At 36.1% G+C, this 21,842-nt stretch carries 10 protein-coding genes; all 10 read right to left on the reverse strand.

What is annotated here, in order from left to right; translation table 11 throughout:
- Positions 1–9,712 (reverse strand): PKD domain-containing protein (locus tag ACSVH9_RS13960; RefSeq protein WP_438064250.1); only part of this gene is annotated, 9,712 nt, incomplete at its 3' end.
- 99 nt (positions 9,713–9,811) lie between these two features.
- The gene (gene queG / locus ACSVH9_RS13965; RefSeq protein ID WP_438064251.1) at positions 9,812–10,732 is read right to left on the reverse strand and encodes a tRNA epoxyqueuosine(34) reductase QueG; all 921 of its coding nucleotides are present in this window, start codon (positions 10,730–10,732) and stop codon (positions 9,812–9,814) included.
- 2 nt (positions 10,733–10,734) lie between these two features.
- A complete protein-coding gene (gene ruvB / locus ACSVH9_RS13970; RefSeq protein WP_438064252.1) occupies positions 10,735–11,757 on the reverse strand; it encodes a Holliday junction branch migration DNA helicase RuvB in 1,023 nt (340 codons plus the stop codon).
- Positions 11,758–11,829: 72 nt separating this feature from the next.
- Positions 11,830–13,626 carry a cytochrome c oxidase subunit I gene (locus ACSVH9_RS13975; RefSeq protein WP_315146332.1) on the reverse strand — a complete coding sequence of 599 codons (1,797 nt, stop codon included), beginning with the start codon at positions 13,624–13,626 and terminating at the stop codon, positions 11,830–11,832.
- Positions 13,627–13,654: 28 nt separating this feature from the next.
- The gene (locus tag ACSVH9_RS13980) at positions 13,655–14,809 is read right to left on the reverse strand and encodes a cytochrome c oxidase subunit II (protein ID WP_438064253.1); all 1,155 of its coding nucleotides are present in this window, start codon (positions 14,807–14,809) and stop codon (positions 13,655–13,657) included.
- A 20-nt stretch (positions 14,810–14,829) separates the two neighbouring features.
- The gene (locus tag ACSVH9_RS13985; RefSeq protein ID WP_438064254.1) at positions 14,830–16,197 is read right to left on the reverse strand and encodes a quinol:cytochrome C oxidoreductase; all 1,368 of its coding nucleotides are present in this window, start codon (positions 16,195–16,197) and stop codon (positions 14,830–14,832) included.
- 27 nt (positions 16,198–16,224) lie between these two features.
- A complete protein-coding gene (locus tag ACSVH9_RS13990) occupies positions 16,225–16,770 on the reverse strand; it encodes a c-type cytochrome (protein WP_438064255.1) in 546 nt (181 codons plus the stop codon).
- 8 nt (positions 16,771–16,778) lie between these two features.
- A complete protein-coding gene (locus ACSVH9_RS13995; protein WP_438064256.1) occupies positions 16,779–17,303 on the reverse strand; it encodes a DUF3341 domain-containing protein in 525 nt (174 codons plus the stop codon).
- A complete protein-coding gene (nrfD, locus tag ACSVH9_RS14000) occupies positions 17,296–18,699 on the reverse strand; it encodes an NrfD/PsrC family molybdoenzyme membrane anchor subunit (RefSeq protein WP_159690109.1) in 1,404 nt (467 codons plus the stop codon). Before nrfD ends, ACSVH9_RS13995 begins: the two co-directional genes overlap by 8 nt.
- A 34-nt stretch (positions 18,700–18,733) precedes the next feature.
- Complete coding sequence (locus ACSVH9_RS14005; RefSeq protein ID WP_438064257.1) at positions 18,734–21,820, reverse strand: TAT-variant-translocated molybdopterin oxidoreductase; 3,087 nt, start codon at positions 21,818–21,820, stop codon at positions 18,734–18,736.
- Positions 21,821–21,842: the final 22 nt, after the last annotated feature.

A 21,842-nucleotide genomic window follows, 5' to 3' on the forward strand; every position in this document is an offset into this window, starting at 1 on the left:
CTATCGGTGGTGGTAAAACACGAATGTTTATTAAAGCAACATCACAATTGGTAGGATTCAGTTTTTCACACAATTGGTATTGAATAGAATAATCATCTGCTGGTGTGCCTGCTGGAACGCTAACTATCCCTGTGGCAACATCTAAAACAGGGACTGGAGCGCCTGGACGAACTGGTATTGCTGTATTTAAAATAGTTGGTGTTACCAAAGATAAATCAACAACTTTACCATTAAAAGTATCATTTATAAAATACGCATTTACCACATTCGGATTTCCTACATACCCATTAATTGGTCCTAAAGTATCATCATTGGCAATTAAAGTTGCTGCAACTACGGTAATAGTAACAACAGCATCATCACAATTGGATGGATTTAATTTTTCGCAAATTTGATAATTAATAGCATAGGTTCCTGCTGGTGTCCCAACTGGAACACTTACAATTCCATTGGCTAAATTCAGAACTGGAACTAAAGCTCCTGGAGTGTTTGGAGTCGCACCTGAAATTTGAGTTAAATTTACTTTGCTAATGGCAAATGAGCTTCCGTTTAAAGTATCATTTGTCAATACATCTATCAAATTTGGATTCCCATTGGCACCGTTTACAGGACTTGTAGAATCATTAACCGCATCAATAACTGGTGCTACAACTGGAATTATAATAATAGCTTTATCGCAATTGGATGGGTTTAATTTTTCGCAAATTTGATATTCAATTGTGTATGTACCTTCTGGTGTTCCAGCTGCTATGGTAACAAACCCATCATTTATATTTAAAGTTGGAACTGGACCTCCACCTATTGAAATAGCAGGAGTAATAAGTGTCATATTCACTTGCGAAATCAAGGCTGATGCTCCGTTCAATTTATCATTGGTCAACGCATTTATAGCTCTATATCTACCTACAAAACCATTAACATTTGGAACCACAACATCCGCAACAGCATCAATAATTGATTGTGTTACTTGAACAGTTTCCGTAGTAGTAGAACAATTAGAGAGGTTTGCTTTTTCACAAATAGTGTAACTTACGGTGTAAGTACCTGCTGGCGTATTTGGAGCAATCGTAATTAATCCGTTGCTAGTGTCCAAACTTATTTGTGAAGATGATGTTGAATTAACAGTTATATTGACAGTTGACAACAATGCTGGACTTCCGTTTAAGGTATCAGACCCTAAAACACTAGTTGTAGTTCCTCCTGAAGCGCCATTAATCGAAGTAAAAACTTCTGGATTGGCACAAATTCTATTATTAATTGTGAAATTAGTTCCTTGAGAAACACAAGTAGTAGCGCTAATTTTTCGGACTGTAATTGTTTTTACACCATTGGTTAACCCACTAAAAGTACTACTAGCTTGATAACTAGCCCCTCCATTTATTGAATACTCAAAACCAGTTCCTTCCGCTGGAGAAGTGATAGTAATTATTCCTGTAGCATTGGTACAACTTGGTTGTTGTGTAACACTTCCTATAGGTTTTACTGGTTGAGCAGAAATGTTTAAAACTACAGTATTGGACAAAGTCTCACAACCAGAAGCGCCTTGTTTAATAGAAACTCTCAAATATCTTGTGGTAGTTGTATTTAAAATTGGAGTAGTATAATTTGCTGTAGTACCGCCAGTTCCACTTGTCACATTAGTAAATGGTCCACTTATAGCAGTTGCAGTTTGCCACTGGTAGGTTAGGGTTCCTAAACCTGCATTACCTGAAGCCACTACATTAAATGAATAACTATTACCAACACAAATTGCTCCATCTTGCGGCTGAGTCGAAATAACTGGATCAGCTACAACAGTAACTGTAGCAGGATTGGAAATTAGTGTTGTGCAACCATTTCCACTTGCACTCACTACTACTCTGTAATAAGAAGTCGCTGTTAAGGCCGGCGTACTATAATTGGCACTTGTAGCTCCAGAAATATCGGTATAAGTTCCCCCTAAAGAAGCGCTGGATTGCCATTGATAAGTTAATGATGGAGTCCCATTTGTGGCAACAACAGATAAATTATAAGAACCGCCTGTACAAATTGTACCATCTGATGGTTGGGTTGTGATAGATGGGTCTGGAATAACTTCCACTTTTACAGCATTGGATGTTAAAGTACAATTTGGTGTTGCCGAAGTAACAATACATCTATAATAAGTAGTACTTAATAATGCTGGAGAGGAATAGGTATTTGATGTTGCCCCTCCTATTGAAGACCAACCAGAAGTTCCATTTGTAGAGCTTTCCCATTGATAGGTAAAGGTCGCAGTTCCTCCATTAGCGGAAGCCGTTACCGAAACCGTTGCAGAACCACCCGTACATATTGGCGCTGGCGCAACAGGTTGAACTGAAATATCACCAACGAAAACAGTTGCTTCAGTAGAAGTTAAAGTATTACATCCCGAGCCTGAATTAGTAATAACGACTCTAAAATAACTCGTAGCTGAGAGACTTGAAGTAGTAAAGGTGTTAGAAGTGGCACCACTAATGTTAGTGTAAGATCCTCCTAAAGAGGTTGCCGATTGCCATTGATAAGAGAAAATTCCTGAACCTCCTGTTGCAACTACCGAAAGTGTTGCTGTTCCATTTTTACATATAGTTGTGTTAGCTGTAGGTTGTGTTACAATTATTGGATCAGGAATAACGAGAACTGCAACTTCAGATGAAGTTATGGTGTTACAACCATTTCCAGAAGCCGAGATATTTACTCTGTAATAGGTGGTTTGTGTTAATGAAGTAATACTCAAATTAGGATTTGTAGCACCAGAAATATTTGTAAATCCAGAACCCGAAGTAGTACTTGATTGCCATTGATAAGTTAATGAAGGCGTTCCATTTGAAGCTTGAACACTTAAATTGAAATTTCCTCCAGTACAGATCGTTCCCCCTACAGGTTGCGTATCGATTGTTGGGTCTGGAACTACAGTAACCTTTACTCCATTCGAAAACAAATCACAAGAAGTGGTGCTTAAAGTTATTTTACATCTAAACCAAGTACTTATGTTTAAGTTATCAGTTACAAAATTTGACGTATTTATTCCTGTTCCAGAGGTTACATCCGTCCAAGAAGAACTACCATCAGGTGATGACTGCCATTGGTAAGTTAATGTTCCTGGGCCACCATTCAAAGATGCATTAGCTGATAGTGAGGCTACTCCTCCTACACAAATTGGTGCTGGTGTTGTAGGTTGAACCGAAATTTTAGCGACACTAACTTTAGCTGAATTTGAAATAGTTTGGCATCCGTTTTCGATTTGTGTAATGATAACTTTGTAATATGTATCAGTCGTTAAATTAGAAGTTGTGTAAGTTGAACTAGTTGCTCCTGCTATAGAAGAAAAGGTAACATTATCTGTGGATGACTCCCACAAATACTGAAGTGATCCAGCTAAAGGATCTCCCGTCGCAACAACAGACAATGTAGTATTGGTTCCATTACAAACAGTCGTATTAGCCGGTTGGCTAGTAATAATAGGATCTGCAACTATTGTAACTGTGGCTTCATTCGACACTATCGTATTACAACCATTACCCGATGCAGAAACAATTACTTGGTAATAAATTACGCCTGTTGTATTAATTGTTCCTGTATTATAACTATTTGATGTGGCTCCTGGAATATCCGTAAATCCCGAACCTGAAGTGGTACTAGACTGCCATTGATAGTTTAATGAAGGTGTTCCGTTAGTCGCCGTTACGCTCAGGCTATAATTACCTCCAACGCAAATCACTCCACTTACAGGCTGAACTGTGATAGTTGGATCAGGAACAACTGTTGCTGTTACCGCTGAAGAAGTTAAAATACAATTTGGATTAGTTGATGTCACCACACATCTAAATTGAGTAGTTGCATTTAAAGCATCGGAAGTAAAATTAGCAGTTATTGCAGACGCATTCGTCTCATTATTCCACACTGTTCCGTTGGTTGAACTTTGCCATTGGTAAGCATAAGTAGCACCAGGAACAACTGTTGTAGTTACTGATACAGAAACAACACCCCCAACGCAAATCGCAACTGGTGTAGATGGTTGAACAGAAATTTTAGCAACACTTACTTTGGCATTAGTGGATTGTACACGACAACCACTTGGGCTTTGTGTAATTATCACTCGATAAAAAGTATCCGAAGAAAGAACGGGGGTAGTATAAGTGTCACTAGTAGCTCCAGTAATATTAGAAAAATTGGATCCATTAGTAGAACTCTGCCATTGATAAATTAAGGGACCTGTGCTACTGTCTCCTGTAGCTGTTACTGCCAAGGTCGTAGTAGTACTATCACAAATTGTAACGTTATCTGGCTGGTCTGTAATGATTGGATCAGGAACTACGGTTACCACAGCTTCATTAGAGGTAACAGGATTACAACCAAAACCATCAGCTCCAACAATTACTCGATAATAACGAGTTTCTACAGTATTTATCACACCTGTATTATATGTTCTTCCTCGAGCTCCCGATATGTCTGTAAATCCTAAACCTGAGGTTGAACTCACTTGCCATTGATAAGTAAGACTAGGTGTTCCACCCGTAGCATTTACACTTAAATTTTCCGAACCACCCACACATATTGCTCTACCCACTGGTTGGGTTGTTATAGTTGGGTCTGGAACAACAGTCACTCGAGCTGCATTAGTAAACAAAGAACAAGCAGTTTCGGTTGAAGTTATTTTACATCTAAACCAAGTGGTCACTGTTAAATTATCTGTTACATAATTTGGTGTATTTATTCCACTACCAACACTTACATCTGCCCAAGAATTGTTACCATTTGGAGAAGATTGCCATTGATAATTTAAAGTACCTGTTCCTCCGTTTAATGAAGCTGCAGCGGTCAAAGTTTCAAAACCTCCTACACAAATAGTGGGTGGATTAGTAGGTTGCTCTACAATTGTAGCTACATAAACAGGAACCGAGTTAGAAATTACTTCACAACCACTTGCGGCTTGAGTAATTTTTACCCTATAAAACTTATTATCAGTTAATGAAACCGTGGTATAAGAAGCACTATTGGCTCCTGAAATATCACTAAAACTAGTATTGTTAGAAGATTCCTGCCATTGGTACAACAAAGTTCCAGTTCCGCCAGAAGCCACCACATTCATTGTATGTGTATTCCCTGAGCAAATGGTACTCCCTAAAGGTTGAGTAGTTACAATAGGATCATTTACAATATTTAATGTTGCGACATTCGAATATATTGTCGAACAGCTATTACTTACCTGAACTCTGTAATAATAAGTGCCAACTGCTAAATTATTAGGTGCAACATATTGATTAGTATTTTGACCGCTTATGGCATTCCAATTTACATTATCCGATGAAGACTGCCATTCATAAGTATAAGGAACTGCTCCACCAGAAGCTGTTGTTGTAAAAGTAGTTGTACCCCCTAAACATATAGTTTGATTAGGAGTAATAGCAGTAGTTACTAAATCAGATATTCTCTCAACGTTTACTTCTGAAGAATTACTCCCACAAGCATTGGAAATTGTCCATCGCAGGCGATAAACACCAACTGTTATTCCAGTTATTGTTGATGTAGGACTTGTTGGATCTGTGATAATTGCTCCTCCAGGATTAATTACAAAGCTCCACAAACCAGTTCCTTCGACAGGAACATTTGCAGACATAGTTGCAGTTGTTGTGTTACAAATGGTCTGATTACTACCCGCATTTGCTAAAGTTGCTTCAGGATCAATTGTAACTCTCAAATTATCTACACTTGGATTGCAAGCGCCATTTTCAATTTCCCAAGAAAAAAAATACTCCCCTACATCTAAGCCTAAAACTTGAGTAGTTGGTGAATTAGGATTTACAAATACGGGATTTGTAGGACCTCCTTTTGATTTCCAAGTACCTATTCCTACCACTGGAGTATTCGCATTCATAAACAAGGACGTTGCTTTACACACCTTTATTTCTGGTCCTGCATCGGCAACTGTTGGTTGAGCATCGATAATGATATCAACATAATCTACCAGAGAACATGGGGAATTTGTAGCTGTCCACGCTAAAATATAGGTCCCTGGTCCACTAGGAGTAAAATTAGCGTTTGGATTCGAATCATCACTGAAAGTACCTGCTGGTCCACTATAAATAGACCATTTACCAGTTCCAACAGTTATAGTGTTTCCTCCAAGTTGCAAAAACGGTACAATCTCGCACACACGCTGATTTGGTCCGGCATCAGGTGTTGTCGGAGCGGTAAACACTTTTACAGCTACCTGATCTCGCTCTATAGGGCAAACTGTTCCATTACTTATACTCCATTCAAAAACATAGTCCCCTGCAACAAGATTTGAAACTATTGGGTTGGGCAATATAACAGAACTAAAAACAGCCGTACTTGGGCCCGAAATTTGCGTCCAATTACCAACACCAAACACTGGTGTATTGGCGGCTAAAACAGTTGAACTACCACATACTTGATTTTGGTCTGGACCTGCATCTGGATTGGTTGGAGTTTCATTGTTTTCTACTCTTACTTGATCGGTATTGCTACAACCAGCATCTGAAATAGTCCATTGAAAAACATATACTCCCGAAGGTGCATTTGTATAAGTTGCATTTGGTGCTGTATCACTTGGTACAAAAGTTCCTGTAGTTGGTCCCGATAAAATTGACCATTTTCCATTTCCGATAGCCGGAATATTTCCGTTTAACTGAATAATACCATTATTACATAAAACTTGATCTGGACCCGCATCTGCTGATGAAGGTTCTCCAACTATTATTACACTAACATCATCTATTGATTCTGGACAAGAACCAACTGCTGGAATTGTATATCTAAATATGGTTTCTCCTTTGCTTAAATTGGTAGCCGAAGCCGAGTTAACACCTGTAGAAGTTATGGTTGGGTTTCCTGGTCCACTAACAACGGACCATGTACCTATTGTTCCAATAGTACCCGTTAAAGGCACTGCTCCAACATCACAACTAACTACATCATTACCCGCATTAGATATATCTCTAACAATAACTTGAACTGTATCAAAATTATCTGGGCATAATCCGGCTGATACAGTCCATCTAAAAATATACGTTCCAGAAATTAAATTTTCAATAACAGTGGTGGGAGAATTAAAATCTGAAAATGTTGGGTTATTTGGTCCACTTACTAAACTCCAAGTACCAAGACCAATTCTTGGTTTAATTGCATTCATAATTACGGGCGAATTATCACATTTCTCTTGATCAAATCCTGCAAAAGCAATTGAAGGCTTATCTTCAACCGTAACTTGCATACTAGATACTGAGGTGCCACAATTTCCATTCGTAATTGTCCATGAAAAAACCCAAGTCCCAACAGGTAAATTTTCAACGACTGTTTTTGGATTAGTCGGCTCTTTAATAATAATAGTTCTATTAGCTGAAACCAAAGTCCATACACCTTGGCCAACTAATGGTACGTTCGCATCTAAAGTAGTTGTAGCTGAACAAATAGTTTGATTTGGACCTGCTATCGAAGGTGTAACGTCATTGGTAACATTAATTATTACTGTATCTTTTGTTGGTTCACAGCTACCACTTACAATCGCCCATTCGAATTCATAGACTCCATCTATTACATTCGTTACAGTAGTATTAAATGAATTAGGGTTATCTATAATAACTGTTGGTCCTTTAATTTGTCTCCAAAAACCTGCTCCTGGAAAAGGATCAGTAGCTTTCAAATTAAATGTACTGGTCCCACTAGGATAACACACATCATCTTCGGCTATGGCTATAGGCCCCTGTTTATCATTTGTAGTTATTAAAACTTCATCATAAAGACTAGCACAAGAGTTACTAACTGTCCATCTCAAAGTATATACTGTACCTGGGTCATAGCCAATAAAAATGGCTTTTGGATTTTCAATGTCACTTATATTAAAACTCCCATTTATTGGTGAGATCACGGTCCATTTTCCTTTCTCATTTAATTTTGGAATAGATCCATCTAACTGAATAGGAGAACCATAACAAACGGTTTGATCGTTACCAGCTATAGGTATATCAGGGTCAATTTCTGAAACTAAAACTCTTGCTAGGCCAATTGTCTCGATACATTGTGGCCCTCCTAAAATAGCCCATTCAAAAGTATATTCTCCATTTATTAATCCGGAAACTTCTGTTGAAGCATCAAATGGATCTGCAATTATTGCCTGATTAGGTCCTGAAGCTTGTGTCCACTTTCCTACTCCCGACTTGGGGATATTACCCGCCAAAACTGCGGTAGTTGCTGAACAATCTAAAACTTCTGCAGTACCAGCATTTACTAAGGATGGCTCAATTGACACTACAACTTTGATATCATCACTAACACTTGAACATAAATTTCCTGTGGGAGCCGTTTTTACAACCCTAAAATCATATGCTCCACCAGTAATTAGTCCTTCTATTTTCAATACATTCCCTGAAAACTTAACTAAACTTGTTGGATAACTTGGAAAATTGGGATTGACTGGACCATTAACTATTTGCCAACTTGTTTCTCCATCACCCGATTGATTGATTGGTATATTAACTTGAGTAATGTTACATCCTAAATTTAAATCCGGTCCTGCACTAATTGTTGGAGTATTCGCAAAAACAATTTTATAAACTGCACTAGACAAACAGCCCGTAATACTATTGGATATAGTATATCTAAAAGAATAGGTTCCTACTCCTAACAAACCAGAAACATTGGTAGAAGAACTATTTGGCGTAGCTATTACAGCCAAAGAAGGGCCACTTACTTGTGTCCATGAAACAGTTTCGTTAATAAAATTAGGAACTTTACCTGTTAGTAATGCGGTAGTTCTTTTGTCACAATAAGTCAACGTTACATCATCTAAAGGTGTAATATCAGCAGTAGGAGCTGGAACTGTAATAGCTACTTCATCAAAGCCATTGGCACAAGGCCCTGAAACGGTCCATCTAAAAACATATGTTCCTTGTTTAAGCCCATTTACATCCGTTGAACTGCTATTTGGATTACTAAATAAAGGTACTGAGGGTCCGCTAACTACTGTCCAAGTTCCCTGTTGTCCTCCTAATCCATTTCCTCCAAAAGAACCTGATAAACTTGTGCTTTGAGTACTGGAATAGCATTTTGATAGATTTTGATCTGATCCAGCAGTCACTGGGCTAATCCCTCCTGGTGATGTAATTACGACTTCATCATACGAATTACACCCACTTGCGATATTTGTAATTGTCCAGCGTAAAGTAGTCGATCCAGCTGAAGTGCCTGAAATAGAATAAGAAGAATTTGGTGAAAAAACATTGGAGATAGCGATACCTGCTCCATTATTTCCAACAATAGACCATTCGCCATTTTCACCAACTCCTTGAGTATTCGCTGTCAAAGAATAATTTCCGGGACAATGTGTTACATCAGCTCCTGCATTAGCAATAGTAATTGGTCTAACAACAACTGTAACGTCATCACTTACTGTAGATTTATCTGTACAAAGAGCGCTCAAACGAAAAACATAAGTGTTTCCAGCTGTGAAGCCAGTTACAGTAGTTTGCAAATTTAAAGGAGTTGTAATACTTACCGATGGCCCACTGATTTGTTTCCATCCAAGAAACGTAAAGCCAGGAAGCCCATTGTCATTTCCTTGTAAAGTCAGCGTTTCATTTGAACAAATTGTTTGAGAAACATTAGCATTTACAGTACAGTTTTGAGCTTGCAATGAAAATTGAAACAAAATAAAAAGTAATCCAAGAAGGGAAGTTTTTGTAAAAAAATTCATAGTGCCAAATTTTTAGTTACAATTCTAAAAATAAATTTAACACTTTTTTTTTACAAAACACAATAAATCACTTATAATCAGTTATTTAAACGATTAACTTCACGAATTTTCAATATTTCTTAAAAGTCCATTCCATTTGGTTCGCTTCAGAGGAGAATTTTTGAATACTGCATTAAAAGTTTCTGATGTGATTTCTTCCCAGTCTTTTTTGGACCATCCGAGCATTTCAGGATTGGGGTTAAACAAAGGTTCTTGATGGGGTTTCGAGAATCGATTCCAAGGACATACGTCTTGACAAACATCACATCCAAAAATCCAATCCTCAAATTTACCTCTGAATTCTGTTGGAATATTATCCTTTAATTCAATCGTAAAATAAGAAATACATTTACTCCCGTCTACTACGTAAGGAGCAACAATAGCTTGAGTAGGACATGCGTCAAGACAAGCAGTACAAGTACCACAATGATCTGTAGTTGTATGATCATACACTAAATCAAGATCAACAATCAACTCCGCAATAAAATAAAATGAGCCGACCTTTTGTGTTATTAAATTACTGTTTTTCCCAATCCATCCTAAACCGCTTTTCGCAGCCCAAGCTTTATCTAGAACAGGTGCCGAATCAACGAATGCTCTTCCTGAAACTTCACCAATTTCAGTTTGAATCGAAAACAATAACTCCTTTAATTTGTCTTTAATTACAAAATGATAATCTTGCCCAAAAGCGTATTTTGAAATCTTATAAGAATCTGGATTTTGTACTTCAGAAGGATAATAGTTCAATAACAAAGATATTACGCTCTTTGCACCATCAACTAAAAGGGTAGGGTCGAGTCTTTTGTCAAAATGGTTCTCCATATAACTCATTTGACCATTCATTTGATGATTCAACCACTTTTCCAATCTTGGTGCTTCACTTTCTAAAAAACCAGCTTTAGATATACCACAAGATAAAAAGCCGAGTCTTTTGGATTCGGCTTTTATAAATTGAGTATATTTTTCTTTGTTATTAATCATTACTAAAACAATCCTCCTTGAACATTCATTCTAACTTTACCTAGATGTTGATAGGCTTTTTCAGTTACTTCTCTTCCACGTGGTGTTCTCATAATAAACCCTTCTTGAATTAAAAAAGGCTCATATACCTCTTCAATAGTTTCACTACTCTCAGATACAGCAGTTGCTAAAGTAGTTAAGCCTACAGGACCACCTTTGAATTTATCGATAATTGTGGTTAGGATTTTATTATCCATTTCATCCAGCCCGTGTGCATCAACATTAAGTGCTTTAAGCGCAAAACGAGCAATTTCTATGTCTATTGTACCATTACCTTTAATCTGAGCAAAATCACGAACTCTACGCAACAAAGCATTCGCAATTCGTGGTGTTCCTCTACTTCTCCCTGCAATTTCAATTGCGGCTTCCATAGTAATAGGCATTTTAAATATCGATGAACTGCGTTCAACGATAGTAGTAAGCAACTCAGTCGAATAATATTGTAAACGAGATGAAATACCAAAACGAGCACGCATTGGTGCGGTCAAAAGACCAGAGCGTGTTGTCGCGCCAATCAATGTAAAAGGATTCAAATTGATTTGAACGGTCCTTGCATTAGGTCCAGATTCAATCATAATATCAATTTTAAAGTCTTCCATCGCCGAATAAAGGTATTCTTCAACAATAGGACTTAACCGATGAATCTCATCGATAAATAAAACATCACGTTCCTCTAAATTGGTCAATAACCCAGCTAAATCACCTGGCTTGTCTAGAACAGGTCCAGAAGTAATTTTGATACCTACTTGTAGTTCATTTGCCAAAATATTAGCCAAAGTAGTTTTTCCTAAACCTGGTGGTCCATGAAAAAGAGTGTGATCTAATGCTTCTTTCCTTTGATTAGCAGCAGCCACAAAAACTTTAAGATTCTCTAAAACTTGATCTTGACCAGCAAAGTCATCAAAACTAAGAGGTCTTAATCTTTTCTCAATATCAAGTTCATCAGAATTATAATTACTATTGGTTGGGTCTAAATGTTCATTCATTCGATAAAGGTAAAAAAAGGGACTGCAATAAAAAAGCCTTTCTTAACGAAAGGCTTTATATGAATTTTGAAATTAATGATGAAGTACTTCTTCACCTTCTTTCATAGGAACATTTTGAGGAACAAAATCTACATCATGACCTGGCTTACTGTAATCATAAGGCCATCTGTGTACTTCCGGAATTTCACCTGGCCAGTTACCGTGTATGTGTTCTACAGGTGCAGTCCACTCAAGAGTGTTAGATTTCCATGGGTTTTGTTCTGCTTTTTTGCCGTAAAAAATACTTACAAAGAAGTTATACAAAAATACCAATTGAAATGCACCACCAATTAAAGCGAAAGTAGTAATCAATACATTCACATTTTGTAAATCATCAAAAAGTGGGAAGTTAGTATTAGTATAATAACGTCTTGGTAGACCAGCTAAACCAATAAAGTGCATTGGGAAGAAAACACCATAAGCACAAACCGCTGTTACCCAAAAGTGAACGTAGCCTAAATTTTTATTTAACATTCTTCCAAACATTCTTGGAAACCAGTGATAAACCCCAGCAAACATACCATAAAGTGCAGAAATACCCATTACCAAGTGGAAGTGAGCTACCACAAAGTAAGTATCGTGTACATTAATATCTAGTGTACTATCACCAAGGATAATTCCAGTTAAACCACCAGTAATGAATGTAGAAACCAAACCAATTGAAAACAACATAGCTGGGTTCAATTGCAAGTTACCTTTCCATAAAGTAGTAATATAGTTAAATGCTTTTACAGCAGATGGAATTGCAATCAATAAGGTTGTGAATGTAAACACAGAACCTAAGAAAGGATTCATTCCTGAAATAAACATATGGTGACCCCATACAATTGTTGACAAGAACGCAATTGCTAGTATAGACATAATCATCGCACGGTAACCAAAGATTGGTTTACGAGAATTAGTTGCAATAATTTCAGAAGTGATACCCAAAGCAGGTAACAATACAATGTAAACCTCTGGGTGTCCTAAGAACCAGAACAAGTGCTCAAAAAGTACTGGAGAACCACCTTGATAATGTAAAACTTCACCAGCAATATAAATATCAGATAAGAAGAAAGAAGTACCAAAACTTCTGTCAAAAATTAATAATAAAGCTGCAGAAAGTAAAACAGGGAAAGAAATAATACCAATAATAGCAGTAACAAAGAAAGCCCAAATAGTAAGTGGCAATCTAGTCATTGACATCCCTTTTGTTCTCAAGTTAATTACAGTAACTACATAATTCAATGAACCCATCAAAGATGAAGCAATGAAAATAGCCATTGAAACCAACCACAATGTCATACCTGTACCAGATCCTGGTATTGCCTGAGGTAAGGCACTTAATGGAGGATAGATTGTCCAACCTGAAGAAGCTGGTCCAGCTTCAACGAAAAGAGAACAAATCATAATTACACTTGATAAGAAAAATAGCCAATATGAAATCATATTCATAAATCCTGAAGCCATATCTCTTGCTCCAATTTGAAGTGGAATCAATAAATTACTAAATGTACCACTCAAACCAGCCGTCAATACAAAGAATACCATAATGGTTCCATGAATTGTAACTAAAGCCAAATAAATATCATTAGCCATAACTCCTTCTGGAGCGAATTTATCACCTAATAAAATATTGAAAATTTTAAAAGATTCTTCTGGCCAAGCCAATTGCATTCTAAAAAGCAATGACATTCCAACACCAATAATTCCCATAACAATACCTGTAATCAAGTACTGCTTTGCAATCATTTTATGGTCAATACTAAAAATGTATTTAGTAATGAATGTATCCTTATGGTGGTGTTCGTGTTCGTGATCGTGTCCGTGATCGTGACCTTCTGCTGACATATATATACTTTTAAATATTCTTAAATAATTATTTCATTTCTACTTTCATAGCAGCTGGCTCATTTGCAACTTTAGAACTATCACTAGGAGTAGCACCTTCTGCAGCTGGAGCTTCTTTAGAAGCTTTAAATTCTTTAGCTAAAGCTACTTTATCGCTTAACCATTTTTTATAATCTTCTGGAGAATCAACAATAACTTTCATTTGCATATTATAGTGAGACGCTCCACATATTTTATTACAAAGTAATAAGTAGTCAAATGTATAAGGATCAAGAGCTGTACCGCCTTTAGCAACTAATTCAGCACTCTTTTTTGCACGCAAATCATTAATTCTTGCAACTTTTTCTACCATAAATGGTAATTCTCTATATTCTGCTGTAGTGTAAATAGGAGTAAAAGCAAATTCTGTAACCATACCAGGAACACAATTCATTTGAGCTCTAAAATGAGGCATATAAGCTGAATGCAATACATCTTGTGAACGCATTTTAAAATGAACTTTTTTTCCTTTTGGAATATGTATTTCTGTAGCTAAGAAATCATCTTGTGCATTTTTGTCAGATAAATCAACACCAACTGAATTTACACCATCAATCAAACGAACGTTAGCTTTACCAAGTACTTGATCAGCTCCTGCATATCTAGCTGTCCATTTAAATTGCTGAGCATATAACTCAATAACTACAGTATCCTCTTCATCATCAATGAACATAATGTTAGTCCAAGCATACAAACCGTATAGAATCAAACCAGCCAAAACAACAGCAGGGATTACACTCCAAATAGCTTCTAATTTATTGTTATCAGCAAAATAAAGAGCTTTTTTATCTTTATTACCACGGTATTTGAATGCAAAATAGTGCAATAAAACTTGAGTAATTGCCTGAACAGTAAAGATTAAAACCCAAGTAATATTCATCAAACTATCTACTGTAGCTCCGTGCTCAGAAGCAGGAGTATGCAAAGGTAAATCACCCCATTTTAATAAACCAAATATTGTGAATACATAAATGAAAGCTAAAAAGCCAAACATTAAATATCCTTGAACATTGTTATCATTATCGGTTGCTATTTGAGAATCATCAGATTTTGAACCTACTTGCGTAAGATCAAATATCTTAGTCAATTGCCAAAGTGCAACAGCTAATAAAACTAAAACTATAATTACCAACAAACTTGTCATCTGTTTTTCTGTTTAAAATATTAATAATGGAAGTGCTTACTTTCCTCAATGAAAGGATTTCTTTTTGGCAATAAAGGTGCTTTTGTAAGTGCAGTAAATACAACATAAATAAACAACCCAAGGAAAAATAGAACTGATGCAATTTCAGGAATTCCAATGAACCATTGATCTCCTACAGTACCAGGCATAATCATATTGAAGAAATCAATATAGTGACCTAAAAGTATCACTGTACCAGCCATAACCAATACCCATGTAATTCGTTTAAAATCAGTATTAATTAAAATTAAAACTGGGAATAAGAAGTTCATAGCTACTGCACCAAAGAATGGTAAATTAAATTCTTGAATTCTAGTAACAAAATAGGTAACCTCTTCAGGAATATTAGCATACCAAATCAACATAAATTGAGAGAACCATAAGTAAGTCCAAAATACACTGATACCAAACATAAATTTAGCTAAATCATGAATATGACTAGTATTTACGTGCTCCAAGTAACCTTTAGATTTCAAATATAAAGTAACCATACAAATAGTAGTAATACCACTTACAAAGAAACTAGCAAAAACATACCATGCGAATAAAGTACTGAACCAGTGAGGATCAATAGACATAATCCAATCCCAAGACATAATAGACTCAGTAACAATAAAGAAAACTAAAAAGCCCGCTGACATTTTGAAATTCTTTTTGTAGAAAGAATTATCATCAGCCTCATCTTGTGCTAAACAGTTTTTTCTTGAAAAATATCTATAAGCATTCCATCCTAACAAGAAGATACCTGCTCTGATTATCCAGAATGGAAAATTCAAATAACCAGATTTAGTTTGTATCAACTTATCGTGAGCAACAACTTCAGGGTCTAACCAAATGAATAAATGATTAAAGTGAAGACCACACAAAACCAATATAATAAAGAAAATAACAGAACCAAATGGCAAATAAGCAGTTATTCCTTGCATTACTCTGAATAAAACAGGAGACCATCCTGCTTGTGCTACTTGTTGAATAGCATAAAAAGCAAGTGTTCCTAAAGATAAAAGCATGAAAAAGATACAAGCAACATACACTGCAGCCCATGGCTTATTGCTTAATTGATGTAAAACATGCTCTAAATGTTCTTTGTGTTCAGCGTCTTCCTTTACATTATGACCAGCTTTTTCAGCTTTTTCAGAATGAGAAGAAGCAGATGCATGTTCATTATGAGCTACAGCTGGAGCAGTATGAGAAGACTCTCCATGGCTTCCGTGTGAATCAGCAGCAAGAAGTGCTTCAACTTCTTGAATATCTTTTGGTGCACTATAAAAACCATAACCAATACCTAATAACCCTACCGCCATTAGAATAAGAGAAAAAGTTTTTAATCTACTTGAAAATGTATACATATCTATTACGATCAGTTTGTTCAACAATTATAATTCGCTTTTTAGTTTAAGAACATAGTCTACAACTAACCAACGCTCATGGGCACTCAATTGATTTGCGTGTGACCCCATAGAATTCAATCCATAAGTAATTACATGGAAAACACTTCCCTCAGTAATTGGACGGTCAGCATAACTAGGTACACCAAGAAACTTTTCTCTTTCAACTAATTTTCCTTTACCATTTCCAGTAGCTCCATGACAACTGATACAATAAATTTCAAAAAGCTCTTTTCCTTTTTCAGAATTTCTTTCTAATGAATCCAAAGGAGACTTCAAATTCGCCTTAGCTAATTCATAACCAGCAGTAGAATTCTCATATTCGTAAACATCAAATCCTCTTTTAATAGTTCCTTTAGCAGGCAATTGACCTTCCTTACCATCTTTAAAAGCATTTGATTCGGAGTAGGTTTCATAACCTACTGATTCATACATATTTGGAAAATATTGGTAATTAGGAGCCAATTTATCGTGACAAGATGAAACTAGCAGAGCAAAACCAGCCAAAAGTGTTATTTTATATATACTTTTCATAGCTAAAATTAATTCTTTTCTATTACATTTACTTCTACCGCACCTGTACTTTTGAAGAAAGAAACCAACTCTTCTTCATTGTTATTTACAGCAACTTCCATCAAAAAATGGTCATCAGTAGTTCTTACATCTGGATTTTCTGCTTCTTTAAAAGGCCATAATCTACTTCTCATATAGAAAGTAATAACCATTAAGTGAGCAGCAAAGAAAACAGTCTCTTCAAACATAATTGGAACAAATGAAGGCATATTTTCAATGTAACTAAAACTTGGCTTACCTCCAATATCTTGAGGCCAATCTTGGATCATAATATAATTCATCATCCAAGTTGCAAATGAAATACCACACAAACCATAGATAAAAGCACAAATAGCTAATCTAGTTGGTGCAAGTCCCATTGCTTTATCTAATCCGTGAACCGGAAAAGGGGTAAAAACATCTTCAATATGATAATGTGCTGCACGTGTTTTCTTAACAGCATCCATTAATACATCATCGTCGTTGTATATAGCGTATATTACTTTATTACTCATGGTGTACATCTTTATTTGCTTCTCTTTCTCTTTTGTAGTTATCTCCACTTCCTTTTAATATTGTTTTTACTTCAGCCTGAGCAATAACAGGGAAAGTTCTAGAATACAATAAAAACAATACAAAGAAGAATCCAATAGTTCCTATAAAAATACCAATATCAACAAAGGTTGGCGAAAACATCGTCCAAGAAGATGGTAAATAATCTCTGTGCAAAGAAGTCACAATGATCACAAAACGCTCAAACCACATTCCAATATTTACCACAATCGAAATGATAAATGAGAACATTATACTTGTGCGCAATTTTTTAAACCACATAAATTGAGGAGAAAATACGTTACATGTCATCATCGCCCAATATGCCCACCAGTAAGGACCAGTCGCTCTATTCAAGAAAGCGTATTGTTCATATTCTACTCCAGAGTACCAAGCTATAAATAACTCAGTTATGTAAGCAACACCAACTATAGAACCTGTAATCATAATTACGATATTCATAAGCTCGATATGCTGTATCGTGATGTAAGATTCTAAGTTAGAAACTTTTCTCATAATAATCAACAAAGTGTTAACCATTGCAAATCCAGAGAATACAGCACCAGCTACGAAATATGGAGGAAAAATAGTTGTATGCCAACCTGGAATAACAGAAGTAGCAAAGTCCATCGATACAATAGTATGCACAGAAAGTACAAGAGGAGTAGCCAAACCAGCTAAAACTAATGAAACTTCTTCAAAACGTTGCCAATCTTTTGCTCTACCGCTCCAACCGAAACTTAAAATAGAATATACTCTTTTATTAAATGGAGTAATTGCTCTATCACGTAACATAGCAAAATCTGGTAACAAACCTGTCCACCAAAAAACTAAGGAAACAGATAAATAAGTTGAAATTGCAAATACGTCCCATAATAATGGTGAGTTGAAGTTAACCCAAAGAGAACCAAATTGATTTGGAACTGGAAGTACCCAATAAGCTAACCATGGACGACCCATGTGGATAATTGGAAACAAACCTGCTTGAATAACAGAGAAAATGGTCATTGCTTCCGCTGAACGGTTAATAGCCATTCTCCATCTTTGACGGAAAAGTAAAAGTACCGCTGAGATTAGAGTACCAGCGTGACCGATACCTACCCACCAAACAAAGTTAGTGATATCCCAAGCCCAACCTACTGTTTTGTTTAATCCCCAAGTTCCGATACCGGTGGATACTGTGTAAATAATACAACCCAATCCCCAAAGGAAAGCGGTTAATGCGATTGTAAACACAATCCACCAATGCTTATTGGCTTTACCTTCAACAGGTGCAGCTACATCTACAGTTACATCGTGATAAGACTTATCACCTATAACTAAGGGTTTTCTAATGGTTGCTTCGTAATGAGACGACATAATCCTTTATATTGATTCTTAATTAATTTTTTTACTAGATATTTCTAACTTTAACTTGGTAAACCACATTTGGTTTTGTCCCAACATGCTCTAACAAATGGTATGATCTTTCGTCAGCAGCTAATTTAGTTACTGCAGCATTAGTATCATTAACATCTCCAAATATCATTGCTCCAGAAGAACAAGCATTTGAACAAGCAGTTTGGAATTCACCGTCTTTGATTTCTCTACCTTCTCTTTTCGCTTTAAGAATAGTTGCTTGTGTCATTTGAATACACATAGAACATTTCTCCATAACTCCACGAGAACGAACGTTAACATCTGGGTTCAATACCATTCTACCCAAATCATCATTCATATGGTAATCGAATTCACTGTTTTTGTTATACAAGAACCAGTTAAAACGACGCACTTTATAAGGACAGTTATTAGCACAGTAACGAGTTCCTACGCAACGGTTATATGCCATTTGATTTTGACCTTGACGTCCGTGAGAAGTCGCTGCTACAGGACAAACTGTTTCACATGGTGCGTGATTACAGTGCTGACACATAACAGGCTGGAAAGAAACTTGTGGATTATCCGCCGCTTTTTCCATTTGTCTAAATCCTCCTAAAGAACCTTTTGTTTCTTCATCACCAAGAACAAATCCTGTTAAATCTAAACCATCTAATTCTTCCTTTTTCTTGTTATCATCTTCAAAAGTACTTTCTGATGAATAATATCTATCAATACGCAACCAATGCATATCTCTACTTCTTCTTACTTCATCTTTACCAACAACTGGTACATTATTTTCAGCATGACAAGCAATTACACATGCCCCACAACCAGTACAAGCATTCAAATCAATTGAAAGGTTGAAATGATGACCAATCGAACGATCGAAAGAATCCCACAACCCAACAGAAGTAGCCTCTACTTCTTTATGATCTAAAGATACCATCGGTTTCTCGTTCCAAATTTCGGCATCTTTAGTATTGAAAATTTCTAAAGTTGTTTCTTTAATAATATCTCCACGACCCATTAATGTTTTTTGACCTTGTACACAAGCAAACTCATGTTCTCCAGAAGCCAATTCTAGGGTTACGTTTTGTAAATCATTAAAATCTTTATATAATGAGTAAGCATTAATACCTACTTGCATTTCTTCTTTAAGAGCAGCTTTACGACCATATCCTAAAGCCATACCTACAGTACCAACAGCTTGACCAGGTTGAACAATCACAGGAACATTTTCTAAAGTAACCCCATTAGAAGTTAATTTTACATATGAACCATTCAATCCACCATTAGCAACTATTTCATTAGTAAGTCCTAACTTTTTTGCATCTGCATTAGATACTGTAATGTAGTTATCCCAAGAAACTCTTGTTATTGGATCTGGAAACTCTTGTAACCAAGGATTGTTTGCTTGTTGACCATCACCCATTCCTGTTTTGGTATACAATACCAACTCAAGACCTTTTGAACTAGATGAACTAGCTAAGGCATTAGCTGCGCCAACATAATTTGCAGTACCAGCCGAAACAGTTGAAATAGCTCCTACATAAACACCATCATGTAATACTTTATTCCAAGAAGAACCAGCAATAATTCCTGATGATACTGATTTTAAATAATCATAATAAGTACCAGCAACACCATTTAAAGACAACAATACATCTTGAAATTGCTTAGTATTGAATAAAGGACGAATGGTTGGTTGAGTAATACTATAAGTACCTTCCGTTAATTCCAAATCACCCCAAGACTCTAAGTAATGAGGTACTGGAGCTGCAATAGTAGCTAATAAAGCGGTTTCATCCTCTTTTATTGTTAAAGCAACTGAAGTCGTTACTTTCTTTAAACCATTAGTAAATGATTTACTATCTGCTAGTGTATACACCGGATTAACTCCACTCATAATCAAAGTATGAACAGCACCAGCATTCATATCTTTTATTAACTGAGCAACAGCAGCGTTAGAACCTTTTCTAATTAAACGAGCACCAGAGGTAACAAACGCTTCACTAGACAAAGATTGATTGATAGCTAAAACTAACAATTGAGCATTAACATCCTGGATTCCTGACACTAAAACACCTTTAGATCCAGCAGATTTTAATTGCTGAGCTGCTTTTGTAACTTCAGCTTTGAATTTATCATCTAATTTTACTGAAACATTATTTCCAGTAACAACATTATATATATGAACTAAAGCTTGTTTTTGATTAGCTACAGACATTGGCACACGCTTATCAGCAGCAGCACCAGATAATGTCATATTCGCTTCAAATTGAAAATGACGAGACATTTTTCCTGCTTTAGGGATTCTTCCTTGTGCATAACCAGCATCAAATCCACCACCTTGCCAATCACCTAAGAAATCAGCTCCAACAGAAACAATCAAAGAAGCTTTTGAGAAATCATAGTCGACTAAAGCTCTTTTCCCATAAACAGTTTGAAATGCATCTAAAGCTTCAGAAGAAGATACAGCATCATAAACGACATGTTTAGCATTTGGATTTTTAGCAATAAATTCAGCAATTAATTTTTCAGTAGAAGGACTCGCCAAAGTATTTGTTAAAAACACAACTTGACCTGCTTTAGCTTTTGCTTCTGCAATACTTGATTTTAATTTTGAATCAACTGTTGACCAAGAAACAGCATTACCTGCAACTTTTGGTTCTTTTAAACGCATATTGTCATACAATGACAATATAGATGCGTGTATTCTAGCATTGGCAGAAAACTTAGCTCCCGCAATGGTATTATTATCAATTTTAATAGGTCGCCCTTCACGAGTTTTTACTAATAAATTAGCAAAATCAAAACCATCAAAAACAGTTGTAGCATAATAATCCGCTACACCAGGAATGATTTCCTCAGGTTGCAACACATAAGGTATTGATTTGTTAACTGGTCCTTCACAGGCTGCTAATGTGGCAGCTGCTGTACTAAAACCAACGTACTTTAAAAAATCACGACGTGAAGTAGAAGAAGATAATTTATCACTATTACCCAAAAATTCATCGGTAGGAATCTCTTCAACAAACTCGTTATTCTTAAGCGCCTCAACAATAGAACTATTTCCGTCTAGCTCTTCAACACTTTTCCAGTATTTTTTGTTTGATGACATATTATATATAAATATTAAATCT

It is taken from the genome of Flavobacterium sp. RSSB_23, assembly GCF_051547145.1.
Taxonomy (GTDB): domain Bacteria; phylum Bacteroidota; class Bacteroidia; order Flavobacteriales; family Flavobacteriaceae; genus Flavobacterium.